Source organism: Falsiroseomonas sp., assembly GCF_030695085.1.
Classification (GTDB): domain Bacteria; phylum Pseudomonadota; class Alphaproteobacteria; order Acetobacterales; family Acetobacteraceae; genus Falsiroseomonas.
On sequence record NZ_JAUYTS010000238.1, the window covers coordinates 15,912 to 32,133 of the forward strand.

At 71.6% G+C, this 16,222-nt stretch carries 15 protein-coding genes; 4 read left to right on the forward strand and 11 right to left on the reverse strand.

Annotated features, from left to right (window positions below; genetic code table 11):
- Position 1: 1 nt before the first annotated feature.
- Positions 2 to 1,405: a glutamate--tRNA ligase gene (gene gltX / locus Q8S40_RS24855; RefSeq protein ID WP_305672558.1), complete on the reverse strand. Its 1,404-nt coding sequence runs from the start codon at positions 1,403 to 1,405 to the stop codon at positions 2 to 4.
- 131 nt (positions 1,406 to 1,536) lie between these two features.
- Here gltX and Q8S40_RS24860 point away from each other — a divergent pair, with 131 nt between their 5' ends.
- The gene (locus Q8S40_RS24860) at positions 1,537 to 3,708 is read left to right on the forward strand and encodes a ComEC/Rec2 family competence protein (RefSeq protein WP_305672559.1); all 2,172 of its coding nucleotides are present in this window, start codon (positions 1,537 to 1,539) and stop codon (positions 3,706 to 3,708) included.
- A 196-nt stretch (positions 3,709 to 3,904) separates the two neighbouring features.
- Here Q8S40_RS24860 and lexA read toward each other — a convergent pair whose 3' ends face one another.
- From lexA to Q8S40_RS24890, 6 genes are all read right to left on the reverse strand, one after another.
- On the reverse strand, positions 3,905 to 4,642 hold the full coding sequence (gene lexA / locus Q8S40_RS24865) for a transcriptional repressor LexA (RefSeq protein WP_305672560.1): 738 nt from the start codon (positions 4,640 to 4,642) through the stop codon (positions 3,905 to 3,907).
- A gap of 131 nt (positions 4,643 to 4,773) precedes the next feature.
- Entirely contained in the window at positions 4,774 to 5,979 is a 1,206-nt protein-coding gene (glp, locus tag Q8S40_RS24870) for a gephyrin-like molybdotransferase Glp (protein ID WP_305672561.1), read from the reverse strand.
- Positions 5,979 to 6,449 (reverse strand): cyclic pyranopterin monophosphate synthase MoaC, encoded by a 471-nt coding sequence (gene moaC / locus Q8S40_RS24875; RefSeq protein ID WP_305672562.1) that lies wholly within the window; start codon positions 6,447 to 6,449, stop codon positions 5,979 to 5,981. The genes glp and moaC overlap by 1 nt, the downstream gene beginning before the upstream one ends.
- Positions 6,450 to 6,453: 4 nt before the next feature.
- The gene (gene trpC, locus Q8S40_RS24880; RefSeq protein ID WP_305672563.1) at positions 6,454 to 7,269 is read right to left on the reverse strand and encodes an indole-3-glycerol phosphate synthase TrpC; all 816 of its coding nucleotides are present in this window, start codon (positions 7,267 to 7,269) and stop codon (positions 6,454 to 6,456) included.
- Entirely contained in the window at positions 7,266 to 8,297 is a 1,032-nt protein-coding gene (gene trpD / locus Q8S40_RS24885) for an anthranilate phosphoribosyltransferase (protein ID WP_305672564.1), read from the reverse strand. Before trpD ends, trpC begins: the two co-directional genes overlap by 4 nt.
- Positions 8,294 to 8,881: an aminodeoxychorismate/anthranilate synthase component II gene (locus Q8S40_RS24890; RefSeq protein ID WP_304807668.1), complete on the reverse strand. Its 588-nt coding sequence runs from the start codon at positions 8,879 to 8,881 to the stop codon at positions 8,294 to 8,296. Before Q8S40_RS24890 ends, trpD begins: the two co-directional genes overlap by 4 nt.
- A 170-nt stretch (positions 8,882 to 9,051) precedes the next feature.
- On the opposite strand from Q8S40_RS24890, the gene Q8S40_RS24895 reads away from it, so the two are divergent.
- Together Q8S40_RS24895 and Q8S40_RS24900 are read left to right on the forward strand one after the other, a co-directional pair.
- Positions 9,052 to 9,993 carry a tripartite tricarboxylate transporter substrate binding protein gene (locus Q8S40_RS24895; protein ID WP_305672565.1) on the forward strand — a complete coding sequence of 314 codons (942 nt, stop codon included), beginning with the start codon at positions 9,052 to 9,054 and terminating at the stop codon, positions 9,991 to 9,993.
- Positions 9,990 to 11,192, forward strand: coding sequence for a mandelate racemase/muconate lactonizing enzyme family protein (locus Q8S40_RS24900; protein WP_305672566.1), 1,203 nt, complete (start codon positions 9,990 to 9,992; stop codon positions 11,190 to 11,192). Before Q8S40_RS24895 ends, Q8S40_RS24900 begins: the two co-directional genes overlap by 4 nt.
- A gap of 3 nt (positions 11,193 to 11,195) precedes the next feature.
- On the opposite strand, the gene Q8S40_RS24905 is transcribed toward Q8S40_RS24900, so the two are convergent.
- Together Q8S40_RS24905 and ggt are read right to left on the reverse strand one after the other, a co-directional pair.
- The gene (locus tag Q8S40_RS24905; protein WP_305672567.1) at positions 11,196 to 11,660 is read right to left on the reverse strand and encodes a CreA family protein; all 465 of its coding nucleotides are present in this window, start codon (positions 11,658 to 11,660) and stop codon (positions 11,196 to 11,198) included.
- 33 nt (positions 11,661 to 11,693) lie between these two features.
- Positions 11,694 to 13,370, reverse strand: coding sequence for a gamma-glutamyltransferase (gene ggt / locus Q8S40_RS24910; RefSeq protein WP_305672568.1), 1,677 nt, complete (start codon positions 13,368 to 13,370; stop codon positions 11,694 to 11,696).
- A 34-nt stretch (positions 13,371 to 13,404) separates the two neighbouring features.
- Between ggt and Q8S40_RS24915 the strand changes: the two genes are divergently transcribed.
- Positions 13,405 to 13,788, forward strand: coding sequence for a YraN family protein (locus Q8S40_RS24915; RefSeq protein ID WP_305672569.1), 384 nt, complete (start codon positions 13,405 to 13,407; stop codon positions 13,786 to 13,788).
- Positions 13,789 to 13,790: 2 nt separating this feature from the next.
- Here the strand turns inward: Q8S40_RS24915 and panC are convergent, their stop codons facing one another.
- Both panC and Q8S40_RS24925 read right to left on the reverse strand, forming a co-directional pair.
- Positions 13,791 to 14,618 (reverse strand): pantoate--beta-alanine ligase, encoded by an 828-nt coding sequence (gene panC, locus Q8S40_RS24920; protein ID WP_305672570.1) that lies wholly within the window; start codon positions 14,616 to 14,618, stop codon positions 13,791 to 13,793.
- Positions 14,619 to 14,687: 69 nt separating this feature from the next.
- Positions 14,688 to 16,196 carry a YifB family Mg chelatase-like AAA ATPase gene (locus Q8S40_RS24925; RefSeq protein WP_305672571.1) on the reverse strand — a complete coding sequence of 503 codons (1,509 nt, stop codon included), beginning with the start codon at positions 16,194 to 16,196 and terminating at the stop codon, positions 14,688 to 14,690.
- Between the last annotated feature and the right edge of the window lie 26 nt (positions 16,197 to 16,222).

Here is a 16,222-nt window from a genome sequence, read left to right on the forward strand (position 1 = left end):
CTCACACCGCGTCGCCCGCCGCGGCCAGGATGCGGGAGAGACTCTCCGCCCGGCCCAGCGCCACCAGCACCGCATCGATCGGCGGGCTCTGGGTGCTGCCGGTCAGCGCCACGCGCAGCGGCTGTGCCACCTGGCCGAGCTTCACGCCCTTCACCTCGGCATAGTCCCGCAGCCATTGCTCGAGATCGGCCCGCTCCCACGGCGCATCGCCGAGGAATTGCGCCAGGTCGGCCAGGCGGGCGCGGGTTTCTTCCGTCAGCAGGGCGGCGGCCTTGGCATCCGGCACCGGCGCGCCCTCCGCCACCGCGAAGATGCAGGCATCGGCCAGTTCCACCAGCGTCTTCGCCCGCGCCTTCAGGTCCGGCATCAGGGTGCGGATGCGTGCGGCGGCATCGGTGCCGAAATCGATCTTCCGCTTGGCGAAGCGCATCAGCACGTCGCGCACCAGCCGGTCATCCTCGGCCGCCCGGATATAGACGCCGTTCAGGTGGGTCAGCTTGGCATAGTCCATGCGGGAGGCGGCGCGGCCGACATCCTTCAGGTCGAACAGCTCGATCGCGCGGTCGCGCGGCACGATCTCCTCATCGCCATGACCCCAGCCGAGGCGCAGCAGGTAGTTGCACAGCGCCTCCGGCAGGAAGCCCTGCTCGGCGAATTCCAGCGCGCCGACGGCACCGTGGCGCTTCGACAGCTTGGCGCCATCCGCGCCATGGATCAGCGGGATGTGCGCGAAATGCGGCCGCCGCCAGCCCATCGCGTCATAGACCATGCATTGGCGAAAGGTGTTGGTCAGGTGGTCGTCGCCGCGGATGACATGGGTGATCTCCATGTCGTGGTCATCCACCACCACGGCGTGCAGATAGGTGGGCGTGCCGTCGGAGCGCAGGATGATCATGTCATCCAGCTCGGTATCGGCGACCCGTACCTCGCCCTGCACCAGATCCGCCACCACCGTCTCCCCGCCGCGCGGGGCCTTGATGCGGATGGCGCCTGGCAAAGCGGGGGCCTGGGCCGGGTCGAGGTTGATCCAGCGGCTGCCATCATATTTGAACGGGCGCTTGGTCGCCTCCGCCTCGGCCCGCATCGCCGCCAGTTCTTCCGGCGTGTCATAGGCGAGGTAGGCTTTGCCGGCGGCGAGCAATTCGCGGGCGACCTCGGCGTGGCGGGCCTCACGGCTGGTCTGCAGCACCGGCGGCTCATCCGGGCTGAGGCCCATCCATTCGAGGCTGTCGAGGATCTGCTGCACGGCTTCCTGCGTGCTGCGCGCCTTGTCCGTATCCTCGATCCGCAGCAGGTACTGGCCGCCGTGACGGCGCGCGAACAGGTAGTTGAACAGCGCGGTGCGCGCGCCGCCGATGTGCAGGTAGCCCGTGGGGGAGGGGGCGAAGCGCGTGCGGACCGACATGGTGTTCCGTGTCCCGGCAAAAGGAATCTGACCGGCTGATTAGCGCGGATCGCCCGCGCGCCAAAGCCGTGCCCCCAGGCCACCCCAGGCGAGCGTTGCAGTCGCGCGGGAATCTCTCCACCATGGGTTGAATGTCCCTGGCGCTTTCCCCGGTGGAGCGGCAAGACCTCGTCGCGCGCCTCGGCGGCTGGGGTGCGGCGCTGTTGGGCGCGCAGCAGGGGCGCTTCGCGCCGTGGCTGTCAGTGGCGCTGGGCGCCGGCGTGCTGTGGTATTTCAGCCTGGCCGAAGAACCTGCCTGGCAGCCCTTGTGGCTGGTGCCGCCCCTGGCGGCAGCGGCATTCTGGCTGGCCCGGCGCTGGCTGCTGCCGGGCTGGGGCCTGGGGCTGCTGGCGGCCTTCCTGCTCGGTGCCGGGCTGGCAGGCTGGCACGCCGCACGGCAGCCGGCGCCGCTGTTCCTGCCCTTCGGCGCCGTGATCGTCGAGGGGCTGGTGGTCCAGGTGCAGCCCCTGGCGGAGGGGCAGCGCATCACGCTTCGGGATGCGCGGCTGGGCGATGGCCCGCCGCTGCCCCGCACCCTTCGCATCCGGCTGCGCAACAACGATCCGGTCCGGCCGCAGCCGGGCGACCGCCTGCGCCTGCGCGCCCTGCTGCGGGAGCCGGGCGCGCCGGTGGTGCCGGGCGGCTATGATTTCCAGCGCGCCGCCTATTTCTCCGGCCTCGGCGGCTCCGGCTTCGCGCTCGGCCCGGCGGAACTGCTGGCCACCGGCCCGCCCGGCATCGCCCGCCTCCGCACCCGGCTGAACCGGGAGGTGGCGGCCGCCATTCCCGGCCCCGCCGGGGCGGTGGCCGCGGCGCTGATCACCGGCACGCAGAGCGGCATTCCGCCGGCCGAGATCGCCGCGATGCGCGATGCCGGGCTGTCGCATCTGCTGGCGGTCTCCGGCCTGCACATGAGCATCGTCATGGGGCTGGTCTTCTTCGTGCTGCGGCTGGCGGTGGCGCTGGTGCCCTTTGTCGCGCTGCGGTTGCCGGGCAAGGCGGTGGCGGCGCTGGGGGCATTGGCGGCGGGCACCTTCTACATGCTGCTGACAGGATCGCAGGTGCCGATGCAGCGCTGCCTCGGCATGGCGGTGCTGGTGACGCTGGCGCTGCTGTCCGGGCGGCGGGCGGTTTCGCTGCGGAGCCTCGCCATGGCGGCGGCCGGTGTGCTGGTGCTGGCGCCGGCGGAACTGCTGGGGCCGTCCTTCCAGATGTCCTTCGCCGCGGTGCTGGTGCTGATCGCGGGGCATGATGCGCTGCGGCCCTGGCTGGCGAGGATCCGCCAGCAGGCAAGCTGGTGGCGGCCGGCGCTGCTGTTCGTGCTGGGGCTGGTGCTGACCTCGCTGCTGGCGGGCGCGGCGACGGCGCCACCCGGGCTGCACCATTTCGGCCGGCTGCAGAGCTTCGGCATCCTGGCCAATGCGGTGGCGGTGCCGCTGACCTCGCTGCTGGTGATGCCGGCGGCGCTGATCGCCATGCTGGCCCTGCCGCTCGGCCTGGCGGAGTGGCCGCTGCGCGTGATGGGCTGGGGGGTGGAGGGTATCCTGCTGGTGGCGCGGGAGGTTTCGTCCTGGCCCGGCGCCGCGCCCGCCCTGGTGCCGCTGCCGGGCTGGGGGCTGGCGCTGGTGGGCCTTGGCCTGTGCTGGCTGTGCCTGTGGCGCGGCCTGCTGCGCGCCGCGGGGGTGCCGCTGATCCTGCTCGGCCTGTCCGCCGGGCTCATCAGCCCGCCGCCGGACCTGCTGGTGTCCGAGGATGCGCGGATTGTCGCGCTGCGGACCGGGCAGGGGGTCTATCTGCACCGCCTGCCCGGCGCGCGAGCCTTCGTGCAGGACAACATGCTGCGCGCGATGGGTGCGACCGAGGCGCTGCCCTTGCCGGCGCGCGGCAGCCTGGCCGGCGGCGCGCTGGTCTGCGAACCGGGCGCCTGCCGCTTCCGCCCGCACCCCGATGGCGCGGAGGTGGTGCTGCTGCGCGGCCCGCCGGTGCCACGCGGCCAGCGCTCCGCCCCGGTCGACGCCTCAGCCCATTGCGCCGCGCTGGTGGTGGCGCTGGAGCCGATGCGGCCGCGCTGCGCCACGGGCGAGGCGATTGACCGCTTCAGCATGTGGCGAAATGGAGCCCAGGCCGCCTGGCTGCACGGCGCAGCCCCCCGCTTGGCCAGCGACCGGGCGATCCGCGGCGACCGCCCCTGGGTGCCGGCGGAGCCGTTACCGGGAAGGGCGGAAACTTTGCCGCTTGCCAACGTTGATGACGCAGGCCGGTAACGATTCCTTAGCCCGGCGGACACAAACTGCACGCATCAAGGCAGAGCGGAGGAAACCAGAATGACCACCACCCTCATGCTGTGCGCTGGCATGGCGGTCGGCGCGACCGCGATGGCCATGTGGCAGCGGCTGCGTGGCTGGCGGGAAGCCCGGAAGCTGGAATGGGACCCCTATTGAGGGGTCCCGGCACAACCCCTCAATAGCGGCGCAGCAGCCCGATCAGCCGGCCCTGCACGCGCACCCGGTCCGGCCCGAAGATGCGCGTCTCATAGGCGCGGTTCGCCGGTTCCAGCGCCACCGAATTGCCGCGCCGGCGCAGCCGCTTCAGCGTCACCTCCTGGTCATCCACCAGCGCCACCACGATCGCGCCGTTATCGGCGGTATCGCCACGCCGGATGATCACGGTATCGCCGTCGAGGATACCGGCTTCCGCCATGGAATCACCGGCAACCTCCAGCGCGTAGTGTTCCCCGCCACCCAGCAGCGCCGCGGGCACGTCCACCATGGCGGTATCGCGCGTCGCCTCGATCGGCAGGCCGGCCGCGATCCGGCCATACAGCGGCAGGGCGACCGAGCCCGCCTCATTCGCCGCCTTCTGCACCCCGGCCAGGCCGGGCGCGAAATGGCCGCGAATCACGTTCGGGCTGAACGGCGGCGGGCTGAAGGGCTGCGGTGTTCCGGCAGGCGCGGGTGCCGCTTCGCTGCGGCGCGGCGCCACATTCTCCGGCAGCCGCACCACCTCCAGCGCCCGGGCACGATGCGCGCGCCGCTTCAGGAAGCCGCGTTCTTCCAGCGCCGTGATCAGCCGGTGGATGCCGGATTTCGACTTCAGCCGCAGCGCTTCCTTCATTTCCTCGAAGGAGGGCGAGAACCCGGTGGCGCGCAGGTGTTTGTCGATGAACATCAGCAACTCGTGCTGCTTGCGCGTCAGCATGGCATTCCCTCCGCGGCCTTCCCGCCCTACCCGAAAGGGCGGCGAACAAACGGGCAACCGGTGGAGATGTTCTAGGTAGGTTCTCCGCGTCGCGTCAAATCCTTTCAACATCCGCGCGCGCGGCACGCGGTTCAGACGCCCAGCGGACCGAGCGTGATGGCCTCCACCTCCGCGCCCGCCGGCAGCGGCGGGGCGAAGGGCGGGCGCAGGATCAGCGCCTCCGCCCGCGCCAGGGTCTTCAGCATCGAACTGTCCTGCATGGCGAAGGGCGTCGCCACCAGCCTTCCCTCCGAATCGGCGGCGAGGCTGCTGCGGAGGTGGTCGAATCGCTTGTCATTGGCGGCCAGCGCCGCGCCCGTGCGCACCAGGATGGTCGGCGGCGGCGCCGCCGGAAGGCCGGATAGCACGGCGAGCGCCGGCATCAGGAACTGCACGCCGCAAATCAGGGCGGAGACCGGGTTGCCCGGCAGGCCGAGCACCGGCGTGGCCCCGAGCCGCCCCCAGATCAGCGGCTTGCCCGGCCGCATCGCGATCTTCCAGAAATCCAGCGCGAAGCCTTCCTCACCCAGCGCCGACTGGATCAGGTCATGTTCGCCGACGCTGGCGCCGCCGGTGGTGGCCAGCAGGTCGCAGCCCCGCGCGGCGGCGGCGGCTGCGGCGATGGCGTCACGGTCATCGGCGACGATGGGCAGCACCAGCGGGTCACCCCCCGCGGCACGGACCAGTGCGGCCAGCGCATGGGCGTTGGAGCTGACGATGCCGCCCGCCGGAATCGGCTCGCCGGGCAGGGCGATCTCGTCGCCGGTGGCGAGGATGCCGATGCGCGGGCGGCGATGCACCGCGAGCCAGGGGTGGTTGGCCGCCGCCGCCAGGCCGATATCCCGCGCCGTCAGCCGTCGCCCGGCCGGCAGCAGCACCTCGCCCGCCGCGAAATCCAGCCCCTGGCGGCGGATCCAGCGGGAAGGCTGCACCGCCTCCCGCACCGTCACCTGGCCGCCCTCGGCCTCGGCATCTTCCTGCAGCAGGATGCCGTCCGCGCCCGGGGGCACGAAGCCGCCGGTGAAGATGCGCACCGCCTGGCCCGGCCCGACCGTGCCCGCAAAGGGGTGCCCAGCCGGGGCGGCACCGGTCACAGTGAGGCGGGCGCCCGCCACCGCATCCGCTGCCCGAACCGCATAGCCATCCATCGCCGAGACATCCGCCGGTGGCTGCGTCAGCCGCGCCAGCACGGGCTGCGCCAGCACCCGCCCCCAGCCCTCCGCCAGGGCCACCGTCTCCGCCGCGGTGGGGCGGAGGGAGGCGAGGATGCGGGCGCGGGCGTCTTCCAGCGGGATCATCAGGTCGCCTCGTAAACCCCGGATTTACCGCCGGATTTATGCGCCAGCCGCACCGCCTCGATCCGCATGCCGCGATCCGCGGCCTTGCACATGTCGTAGATGGTGAGCGCCGCGACGGTCACCGCCGTCAGCGCCTCCATCTCCACCCCTGTCTGGCCCGTCACCTTGGCCAGCGCCTCGATCTCCACCGCATCGGGCTCGGCGATGGTCAGCTCCACCGTCACCTTGGTGAGCGCGAGGGGGTGGCACAGCGGGATCAGGTCGCTGGTGCGCTTGGCCGCCATGATGCCGGCGATGCGGGCGATGCCGAGCACATCGCCCTTGCCGACCTGGCCCTGGCGGATCAGCGCCAGCGTCTCCGGCGCCATGGTGATGCGGCCGCGGGCCACGGCCACGCGCTGCGTCGCCGCCTTGTCCGAGACATCGACCATGGCGGCCGCCCCGGCCGCGTCGAAATGGGTGAGGGTCACGGGATCAGATCGCGTTGATCAGCTCGCGCGCCGCCGCTTCCACATCCGGCTGGCGCAGCAGATGCTCCCCCACCAGCAGGCAGCGGGCGCCGGCGCGGCAGATGCGGCGCACATCCTCCGGCGTGCGGATGCCGCTTTCGCCGACCGGGATGCGGTCTGCCGGGATCTGCGGGATCAGCTCATCCGATGTGGCGAGATCGGTGACCAAAGTCTTGAGATTACGGTTGTTCACGCCGATCAGCCGCGTCTCCAGCCCCAGCGCCCGGTCCAGTTCCCGCTGGTCATGCACCTCCGCCAGCACGGCCATGTCGAGCGACCGGGCGACATCCTCCAATTCCTGCGCCTGTTCATCGGACAGCGCGGCGAGGATCAGCAGGATGGCGTCCGCCCCCATCGCGCGGGCCTCAAAGACCTGCCAGGGGTGGACCATGAAGTCCTTGCGCAGCACCGGCAGCGAACAGGCGGCGCGAGCCTGCACCATGTGCCCGAGATCGCCCTGGAACCAGGGCGCGTCGGTCAGCACGGACAGGCAGGCAGCGCCCGCCGCTTCATAGGAGCGGGCGAGTTCCGCCGGCTCGAAGGGCTCGCGGATCAACCCGCCGGAGGGGGAGGCGCGCTTGATCTCGGCGATCAGCCCGACCCGCCCTTCCGCAACGGCGGCGCAGAGGGCGCCGGTGAAGTCGCGCGGCGGGGCGGCGTGGCGCGCCTGGCTCTCGACCTCCGACAGCGGCATGGCGGCGGAACGCTCCCGCACTTCCTCATATTTGTCGGCGAGGATGCGGGCCAGCGTGTCGGAGGTCACGGGGGCGGAGACGTTCATCGGGCAGGGTGCTCGGCTTCAGGGGGCAGGGCGGCGCTGGATCGCAGCCGGTTCAGCACGTTCAACGCCGCGCCGCCATCAATGGATGCAGCAGCCAGGGGAACGCCGGCACGGATGTCATCCACCCGGCCCGCCACGACAAGGGAGGCTGCGGCATTCAGCAGCACGCAGTCGCGATAGGGGCCGGGCGCGCCTTCCAGCAGTGCCAGCAGTGCCGCCGCATTCTCCGCCGGCTCGCCGCCCTGCAGCGCCGAGACCGGCGCGCGCGGCAGCCCGGCCTGTTCGGGCGTCACCTCGAATTCCGTGATGCGGCCGTCGCGCAGCTCCACCACCTGGGAGGGGCCGGCCAGCGTCAGCTCATCGAGCCCCATGCCATGCACCAGCCAGGCGCGCTCCGTCCCGAGGCGGGCCAGCGTTTCCGCCATCGGCCGCAGCCATTCGGGGGCAAAGACGCCGGTCATCTGCCGGGTGACGCGGGCGGGATTCGCCAGCGGGCCGAGCAGGTTGAAGATGGTCCGCGTGCCGAGCTCCACCCGCGGGCCGGCGGCATGGCGCAGCGCGGCGTGGTGCCGGGGCGCCATCAGGAACACCATGCCCGCCTCCGCCAGCACGCGCGGCAGCGCCTCCAGCGGCGTTTCCATCACCGGGATGCCGAGCGCCGACAGCGCATCCGCGGCGCCGGAGCGGGAGGACAAGGCCCGGTTGCCGTGCTTGGCCACCTTCACCCCGCAACCCGCGACCACCAGGGCCGTGGCGGTGGAGATGTTCAGCGTGCCGGCCGCATCGCCGCCGGTGCCGACGATATCCATCGCCCCCTCGGGCACATCCACCGCGATCATCCGCGCGCGCATCGCCCGCACGGCGCCGGTCATTTCCGCCACCGTCTCTCCGCGCACCCGCATCGCCATCAGCAGGCCGGCGATCTGCGCCGGCGTCGCCTCGCCGGCCATGATCATGCCGAAGGCAACCTCCGCCTCGCTCTCCGCCAGTTTTTCGCCAGCGGCCAGCCGCGCCAGGATTTTTTTCATGCCGGGACGCTGTTGCGGCGGGTGGAAAGCGCCAGGAAATTGCGCAGCAGGTCGTGGCCATGCTCGCTGGCGATGCTCTCGGGGTGGAACTGCACGCCCCAGATCGGCAGGTCGCGATGCGCCAGGCCCATCACCAGGCCATCCGCGGTGCGGGCGGTGGGGATCAGCGTCTCCGGGAGATCCTCCACCACCAGGGAATGGTAGCGCGTGGCGCGGAAGGGGGAGGGCACGCCCGCGAAGATGTCGGTGCCGCCATGGGTCACGTCCCAGACCTTGCCATGCACCGGCTCCGGCGCCCGCACCACGCGGCCGCCAAAGGCCTGGCCGATCGCCTGGTGGCCGAGACACACCCCAAGCAGCGGCATGCGCGCTTCCGCCGCCGCGCCGATGAGGTCGAGGCAGATGCCCGCCTCATTCGGCGTGCAGGGGCCGGGCGATAGGACGATTGCCTCCGGCTGCAGGTCCATGGCGGCCTGCACCGAGAGGGAATCATTGCGCCGAACCTCAACCACCGCCCCAAGATCGCCGAGGAAGTGATAGAGATTGAACGTAAAACTGTCGTAGTTGTCGATCAGGAGGATCATGATGCCGTGACTTTTGTCCCGGAACGCGGGGGAATCAAGCCGGGACCACCTCGCCATGGCACGCCGGGGTTCCACTGGCCTTCGCCCTGCGCCTAACCTGCCGCAACGCAACGACACGATTTGCGGGAGGAAACATGCTGATCAACCACCTGGCACGCAGGGTGCTGCCCATGTTGGCAGCGCTTCTTTTGGGCGGAACCGCGCTGGCGGCGGATCTGCCGGACCGGCCCATTCGCATCCTGGTGCCCTTCGCGCCCGGCGGCACCAGCGACATCGTCGCGCGCGTCCTGGCGGAAGCCGCCTCCGCCCATCTGCCGCGTGGTGCGGTGGTGGAGAACAAGGCCGGCGCGGGCGGCAATATCGGCGCGGCGGAGGCGGCGCGCGGACCGGCCGATGGCACGCTGCTGCTGCAATGCGCCTTCGGCCCCTGCGGCGCCAACCCGGCGCTGTACCCCAATGCCGGCTATGACCTGCTGAACGACCTCACGCCCGTCATCCTGACCGGCGCGGTGCGCAATGTGATGGCGGTGCGGCGCGAGTTGCCGGCCCAGAATGTCGCGGAATTCCTGGCGCTGGCCGGCAGCCAGCGCGGCGGCATCAGCTTCGGCTCCTCCGGCGTCGGCGCCTCGAACCACCTGGGCCCGGAGCTGCTGCGCGCAGTGACGGGGATCGAGATGGTGCATGTGCCCTATCGCGGCTCCGGCCCCGCCATCACGGACCTGATCGCCGGGCGGATCGACGTGTTCTTCGACAACCTGCCCTCCATCCTGCCGCATATCCGCGCCGGGTCGGTGCGCGCGCTCGCCGCGGTCAGCGACCAGCGCCTGGCCGAACTGCCGGATGTGCCGACCTTCGCCGAGCAGGGCGTGCAGGGCATGGCGATCGATAGCTGGTTCGGCTTCATGGCCCCCGCGCGCACGCCGCCCGCCGCCATCGCCGCGCTCAACGCCGCCTTCAACCAGGCGCTGTCCGACCCCCGGGTGCGGTCCCGCATGGCAGACCTCGCCGTGACGCCCCTGGGCGGCACGCCGGAGGCGATGGGCACGCATGTGCGGGCGGAAGTCGCCCGCTGGGCCGATGTGGTCCGCCGACAGGGAATCCGCGCCGAATGACACCCTCCACCATCAGCTGCGTCCGCACCCTGCGCGTGCCGGAACGCGCCAATATCCTCTGGGTCGAGATCGAGACCGCGGAGGGCCTGACCGGCCTCGGCGAAAGTTTCCGGGGCGCCGCGGCGGTGGAGGGCCAGATGCACGAACTGGTCGCGCCCTATCTGCTCGGCCAGGATTCGCGGAATATCGAGCGCATCCACCGCCACCTGATGACGCCCTATGTCGGCTTCGGCGCCTCCTCCGCCGAGATGCGCGCGGCGTCGGCCGTGGATATCGCGCTGTGGGATCTGATGGGCCAGCGCCTGGGCGTGCCGGTGCATGAGGCGCTGGGCGGGCTGAGCCGCGACAAGATCCGCGCCTACAACACCTGCGCCGGCTACGACTACAATAGCGCCCGGGACCGCCGCGATGTGCGGGCCGGCGAAAATGCGGTCGGCCCCTATGACGACCAGGTCGCCTTCATGCAGCGCGCCGACGAATTGGCGCATTCGCTGCTGGAGGAAGGCTTCACGGCGATGAAGATCTGGCCCTTCGATGTCTATGCTGCGGCCTCGGGCGGCCAGGTGATGAACCTGGAAGACCTGAAGAAGGGCATGGAGCCCTTCGAGAAAATCCGCAGGGCGGTGGGCGACCGGATGGAGGTGATGGCGGAGCTGCACTCCATCTTTTCCCTGCCGGCCGCCACCCGCATCTGCCAGGCGCTCGCCCCGATCCAGCCCTTCTGGGTGGAGGACCCGATCGGCAAGATGGACGACACGGCGGCGCTGGTGGAGCTGCGCCGGTCCGTCCCCGGCATCCCGATCTGCGCCAGTGAAACCCTGGGCGGCAAGGTCGCCTTCCGGGACCTGCTGGTGGCGGGCGCCACCGATGTGGTGATGGTGGACCTCACCTGGTGCGGCGGCCTGACGGAGGCCCGAAAAATCGCGGCGCTTGCGGAGGCCTGGGCGCGGCCGGTGGCGCCGCATGACTGCACCGGGCCGGTGACGCTGGTGGCCAGCCTGCACTTCGCGCTCCACGCCGCGACCGCGATCTTCCAGGAGGTGGTGCGCGCGACGCTCGCCACCTGGTACCGCGATTTGGTGACGGAACTGCCCCGCCTGGAAAAGGGCTTCTGCCTGCCGATGCAGGGGCCGGGGCTGGGCACGAAGCTTCAGCCGGACACCCGCAAGCGTGCGGCCATCCGGGAGAGCAGGGCCTAGCCTTTACCGGATCGGCACGGCGGAGACCGCATTATAGGGCGAGCCGTCGATCAGCCGGGTGGACCAGGCGAGATAGACCACCGCGCTGCGCTCCTCATCCACGAAGCGGTGGACGCGGGTTTCCTTGAAGAACAGGCTGGTGCTGCTCTCGAACACCACCTCTCCCCGCTCACCGCGACGGGCGCCGGGCTGTACCTCCACCGGGCCGGTCGCGGTGCAGTTCAGGGCGAAACGGGCCGGGTCCTCCGCCACGCCCAGCATGCCGGACAGGCCGCCGGTGCGGGCCTGGCTGATGTAGCAGGACACGCCGCGCACCTCCGGATCCGTGAAGCGTTCCACCACCACGCGGTGGCTGCGGGTCAGGCCGAGATTGGTGATGGCCGTGTTCACATGGCCGATCTCCTTGGTCTCATCGGCCCAGGCCGGGGTGGTGGCCAGCAGCAGCAGGCAGGCGAGCAGGCGGTGCATGGGTCGTTTTCCTTCAATCGCGGAGGGATCTTCTCAGTCGCCCAGGGCGATGCCCTCGCGCCGTGGGTCGGCTGCCCCCCAGATACCCTGGGGCGTGATACGGATCGCGGTCAGACCGGAGTTGATCTCCCGCACATCCACGCGATGACCGCGCGCTTCCAGCGCCGGGGCAAGTTCGGCGGCTGGCGTCCCGGCCTCCAGCTCCAGCGCCGCGGTGCCGACCACGCCGATGCGCGGCAGGGCCAGCGCGGCTTCCGGCGCCAGCTCCCAATCCAGCATGGCGACGAGGGATTGCGCCACATGGCCGATGATGCGCGCACCGCCGGCCGAGCCCAGCAGCAGCACCGGGCGGCCGCCCTCATCGACCACGATGGTGGGCGACATGGAGGATCGCGGCCGCTTGCCGGGCTCGACCCGGTTGGCCACGGGACGGCCCTCGATCTCCGGCAGGAAGCTGAAATCGGTCAATTCGTTGTTCAACAGGAAGCCGCCGACGAAGATGCGGCTGCCCATGACGGATTCGATGGTCGAGGTCAGGGAGACGACGCTGCCTGCCCCATCCACCACCGAGACATGGCTGGTGCCGCTGCCGTGCTCCGCCGGCTGCGCCGCCAGCCCGGCCTCCCGCCAGCGCGGGTTGCCGGGGCGCGGCGTGGCCATGGCGCGGTCGCGGTCCAGCAACTGGGCCCGGCCGGTGAGGTAGGCGGCGTCCAGCAGGCCGGCGACCGGGACGCGCAGGAAATCCGCATCGGCCAGGTACAGGTTGCGATCGGCAAAGGCGAGGCGCCCGGCCTCCCCCAGCAGATGCGCCGCATCGGCGCTGCCGGGGGCCAGGGCGGCGAGGTCGAAATGCTCCAGCACGCCGAGGATCTGGCCCACCGCGACGCCGCCCGAACTCGGCGGGCCGAACCCGCAGATGCGCCAGATGCGATAGGGCGCGCAGACCGGCGCGCGGCGGGCCGGGGCGTAGGCCGCCAGGTCGGCCTCCGTCATGCCGCCGGGGTTCGCATGGGACTGGACGGCGGCGGCGATGGTCTCGGCCAGCGTGCCGCGATGCAGCGCATCCGCCCCCTGCTGCACCACCTGCCGCAGCGTCGCGGCCAGCGCGGGGTTGCGGAGCAGGTGGCCAGCCGGCCAGGGGGCGCCATCGGCATCGAAGAAATAGGCCCGCGCGCCGGGGTCGCGGCGCAGCGAATCGGCGTTGCCGGCGATGGCGGCGGCCATGCGGGGAGAGACCGCAAAACCCTCATCCGCCAGCGCGATGGTTGGTGCCAACAGCCGCGCCCAGGACAGGCGGCCATGGTCGCGATGCGCTGCCTCCAGCATCCGCAGCAGGCCGGGCACGCCGACGCTGCGGCCGCCTTCCATGGCCTGCGGGAAGCGCATCGGCGTGCCATCCGGGTTCAGGAACAGGCGCGGCGTGGCGGCGGCAGGTGCCGTCTCGCGGCCATCCCAGGCCTGGATCTCCAGGCTCTCGCCATCCTGGTGCAGCAGCAGGGCGCCGCCGCCGATGCCGCTCGCCTGCGGCTCCGTCAGGGTCAGCAGCACGGCGGCGGCAATCGCCGCATCCAGTGCGGAGCCACCCTCGCGCAGCACCTCCCGCGCCGCGTGGCTGGCGTGCGGGTTGGCAGTCACCGCCATGTGCCGCTGCGCTGGCTGGGCCAGGGCTGGGCAGGCAAGGAGGAGAAGCAGCAGGACTCGAAGCGCCATTGGGACCACCCGCGTGATGCGGATAGTCTATGGCATGCCCGAGCCCAGCGTCATGCGCCGTACCGTGAAACAGGCCTCCGAGGCGCGCGGCCGGCAGGCGGAGGCGGCGGCGGAGGCCGCACTGGCGCAGGACGGTTTTGCCACCCTGGCCCGCAGGGTGCGAACCGGGGCCGGTGAGATCGACCTGGTTGTGGAACGCGCCGGGCTGCTGGTGTTCGTCGAGGTGAAGGCGCGCGCCACGCTGACCGATGCCGCCTTCGCCCTTGGCCCGCGCCAGCAGGGGCGGCTGATGGAAGCCGCCGAGGCCTGGATGGCAGCCAACCCCGGCCATGGCGCGGAAGGTGTGCGCTTCGACGTGCTGCTGGTGGATGGGCAGGGCAGGGTGCGGCGGGTGGTGGACGCCTTCCGCGCCGGCTGAGCCTACAGCGCCATATTGTCCAGCAGCCGCACCTCACCCAGCTTCGCCGCCACCAGCAGCCGGCCGGGGCCACCTTCCCAGGGCCGCAGCGTCTCCGGCTGCACCAGCGCGAAGTAGTCCGGCGCGAAGCCCGCCTCCTGCAGTTGCTGCGCCGCGCGCGCCAGCACCGGGCCGGGGGCGGCGCCGGCGCGGATGGTATCCAGCGCCGTCAGCATCAGCCGCGGCAGCAGCGGCGCCAGGGCGCGCTGTTCTGGCGTCAGCCGGATGTTGCGGGAGGAACAGGCCAGGCCATCCGCCTCCCGCACCGTCGGATGCGGCAGGATGCGGATCGGCAGGTCGAGGTCGGCGACGACGCGGGAGACGACCTGCACCTGCTGCCAATCCTTCTCCCCGAACACCGCCACATCCGCCTGGGACTGACTGAACAGCTTGGTGCAGACGGTGGCGACGCCGCGGAAATGGTCGGGGCGCGCGGTGCCCTCGAAGCCCTCGGCGGGGCCCGAGACCTCGATGCGCGTGGCGCTGCCGGGCGGGTACATGGTGGGGACATCCGGCATCCAGACGATGTCGCAGCCCACGGCGCGCAGCTTGGCCAGGTCGCCTGCCTCGTCACGCGGGTAGCGGGACAGATCCTCGGTCGGGGAGAATTGCAGCGGATTGACGAAGATGGAGACCGCCACCGTCTCCGCCACCTGTCGCCCGGCGGTGACCAGCGCGAGGTGCCCCTGGTGCAGCGCGCCCATGGTCGGCACCAGCGCCAGGCGGCGGCCGTCGCGGCGCGCCTCCGCACTGGCGGCGCGCAGCGTGGCGAGGTCGCGGATGATCTGCATGGCGGTTCCCCTTCGTCGGGGCGCAAGGTTGCGGTTACGTCACCTGCCGTCCAGCCCGCGCGACGCAGGTCAGGCGCCACGTCCCGGCATGCGGTGCCGGAAGGCGAGCGCTTCCGCCACATGGCCGCGGGCCACCCGTTCCGCCGCCGCCAGGTCGGCGACGGTTCGCGCCACGCGCAGCGTCCGCACCTGGCCGCGGGTGGACAGGCGCAGGCGCGTCGCGGCTGTCTCCAGCAGGGCCAGCGCATCGGCATCGGCCATCGGTTGCAGCGCATCCCACTCGGCCTCCGCATTGCAGCGGGCGAGGCCCCGGGCACACTGGCGATCACGCGCGGCGGCAACGCGGGCGGCGACCACCTCCGTCCGCTCCCCGGGCGGGGCGCGCGTAAGTTCCGCGGAGGGCAAAGGCTGCACCTCGATCACCACATCCATGCGGTCCAGCAGCGGGCCGGACAGGCGCTGCTGGTAGTCCTGCCCGCAATGCGGCGCGCGGGCGCATTCGCGGGACGGCTCGCCGAGATAGCCGCAGCGGCAGGGGTTCATCGCGGCGACGCATTGGAAGCGTGCGGGGTAGGTCACATGCGCATTGGCGCGGCTGACGGTGGTGCGGCCGGTCTCCATCGGCTGGCGCAACGCCTCCAGCGCCGCACGGGGAAATTCCGGCCATTCATCGAGGAACAGCACGCCGAGATGGGCGAGCGAGATCTCTCCCGGCCGCGCCCGCGCCCCACCGCCGACCAAAGCGGGGACGGAGGCCGAATGATGCGGGTCCCGGAAGGGCGGGCGCTTCAGCAGGCGGCCCTCGGTCAGCATGCCGGCCACCGAATGCACCAGGGAGATCTCCAGCGCCTCCGCCGGGGTGAGGTCCGGCAACAGCCCGGCCATGCGGGCGGCCAGCATGGATTTGCCGGCCCCGGGCGGGCCGATCATCAGCAGATTGTGCCCGCCGGAGGCCGCGATCTCCAGCGCCCGCTTGGCGCTTTCCTGGCCGCGCACCTGGCTGAGGCAGGGGCCGGCCCAGGGCGCATCGTCCATGCGCGGCGGCACCGGCTGGGTGAGGGTCTGGATGCCGCGGAAATGGTTGATCAGGGCGGGCAGGTCGGGCGGGGCGAGCACCTGGATGCGCCCGGCCCAGGCGGCCTCCGGCCCTTGGCTCGCGGGGCAGACCAGGCCGAGTTCGCGCGCCGAGGCGGCCATGGCGGCGGGCAGCACGCCGGCGACGGGGGCGATGCTGCCATCCAGCGCCAATTCGCCCAGCGCCGCGAATTCATGCAGCTCGTCGCGCGGCAGCACATCCATCGCGGCCAGCACGGCGAGCGCGATGGGCAGGTCGAAATGGCTGCCTTCCTTGGCGATGTCGGCGGGCGCCATGTTCACAAGCACGCGCTTGGGCGGCAGGGACAGGCCGATGGCGGTCAGCGCCGCGCGCACCCGTTCCTTCGATTCGCCCACCGCCTTGTCGGGCAGGCCGACGATGAGGAAGGCCGGCAGGCCAGGGGCGATCTGCACCTGCACCTCGACGGGCACGGCCTCGATGCCGGCGAAGGCGAAGGTCTGGATGCGGGCGATGGAGGACACGCATCCAGGGTTGAATTATTCTCGTC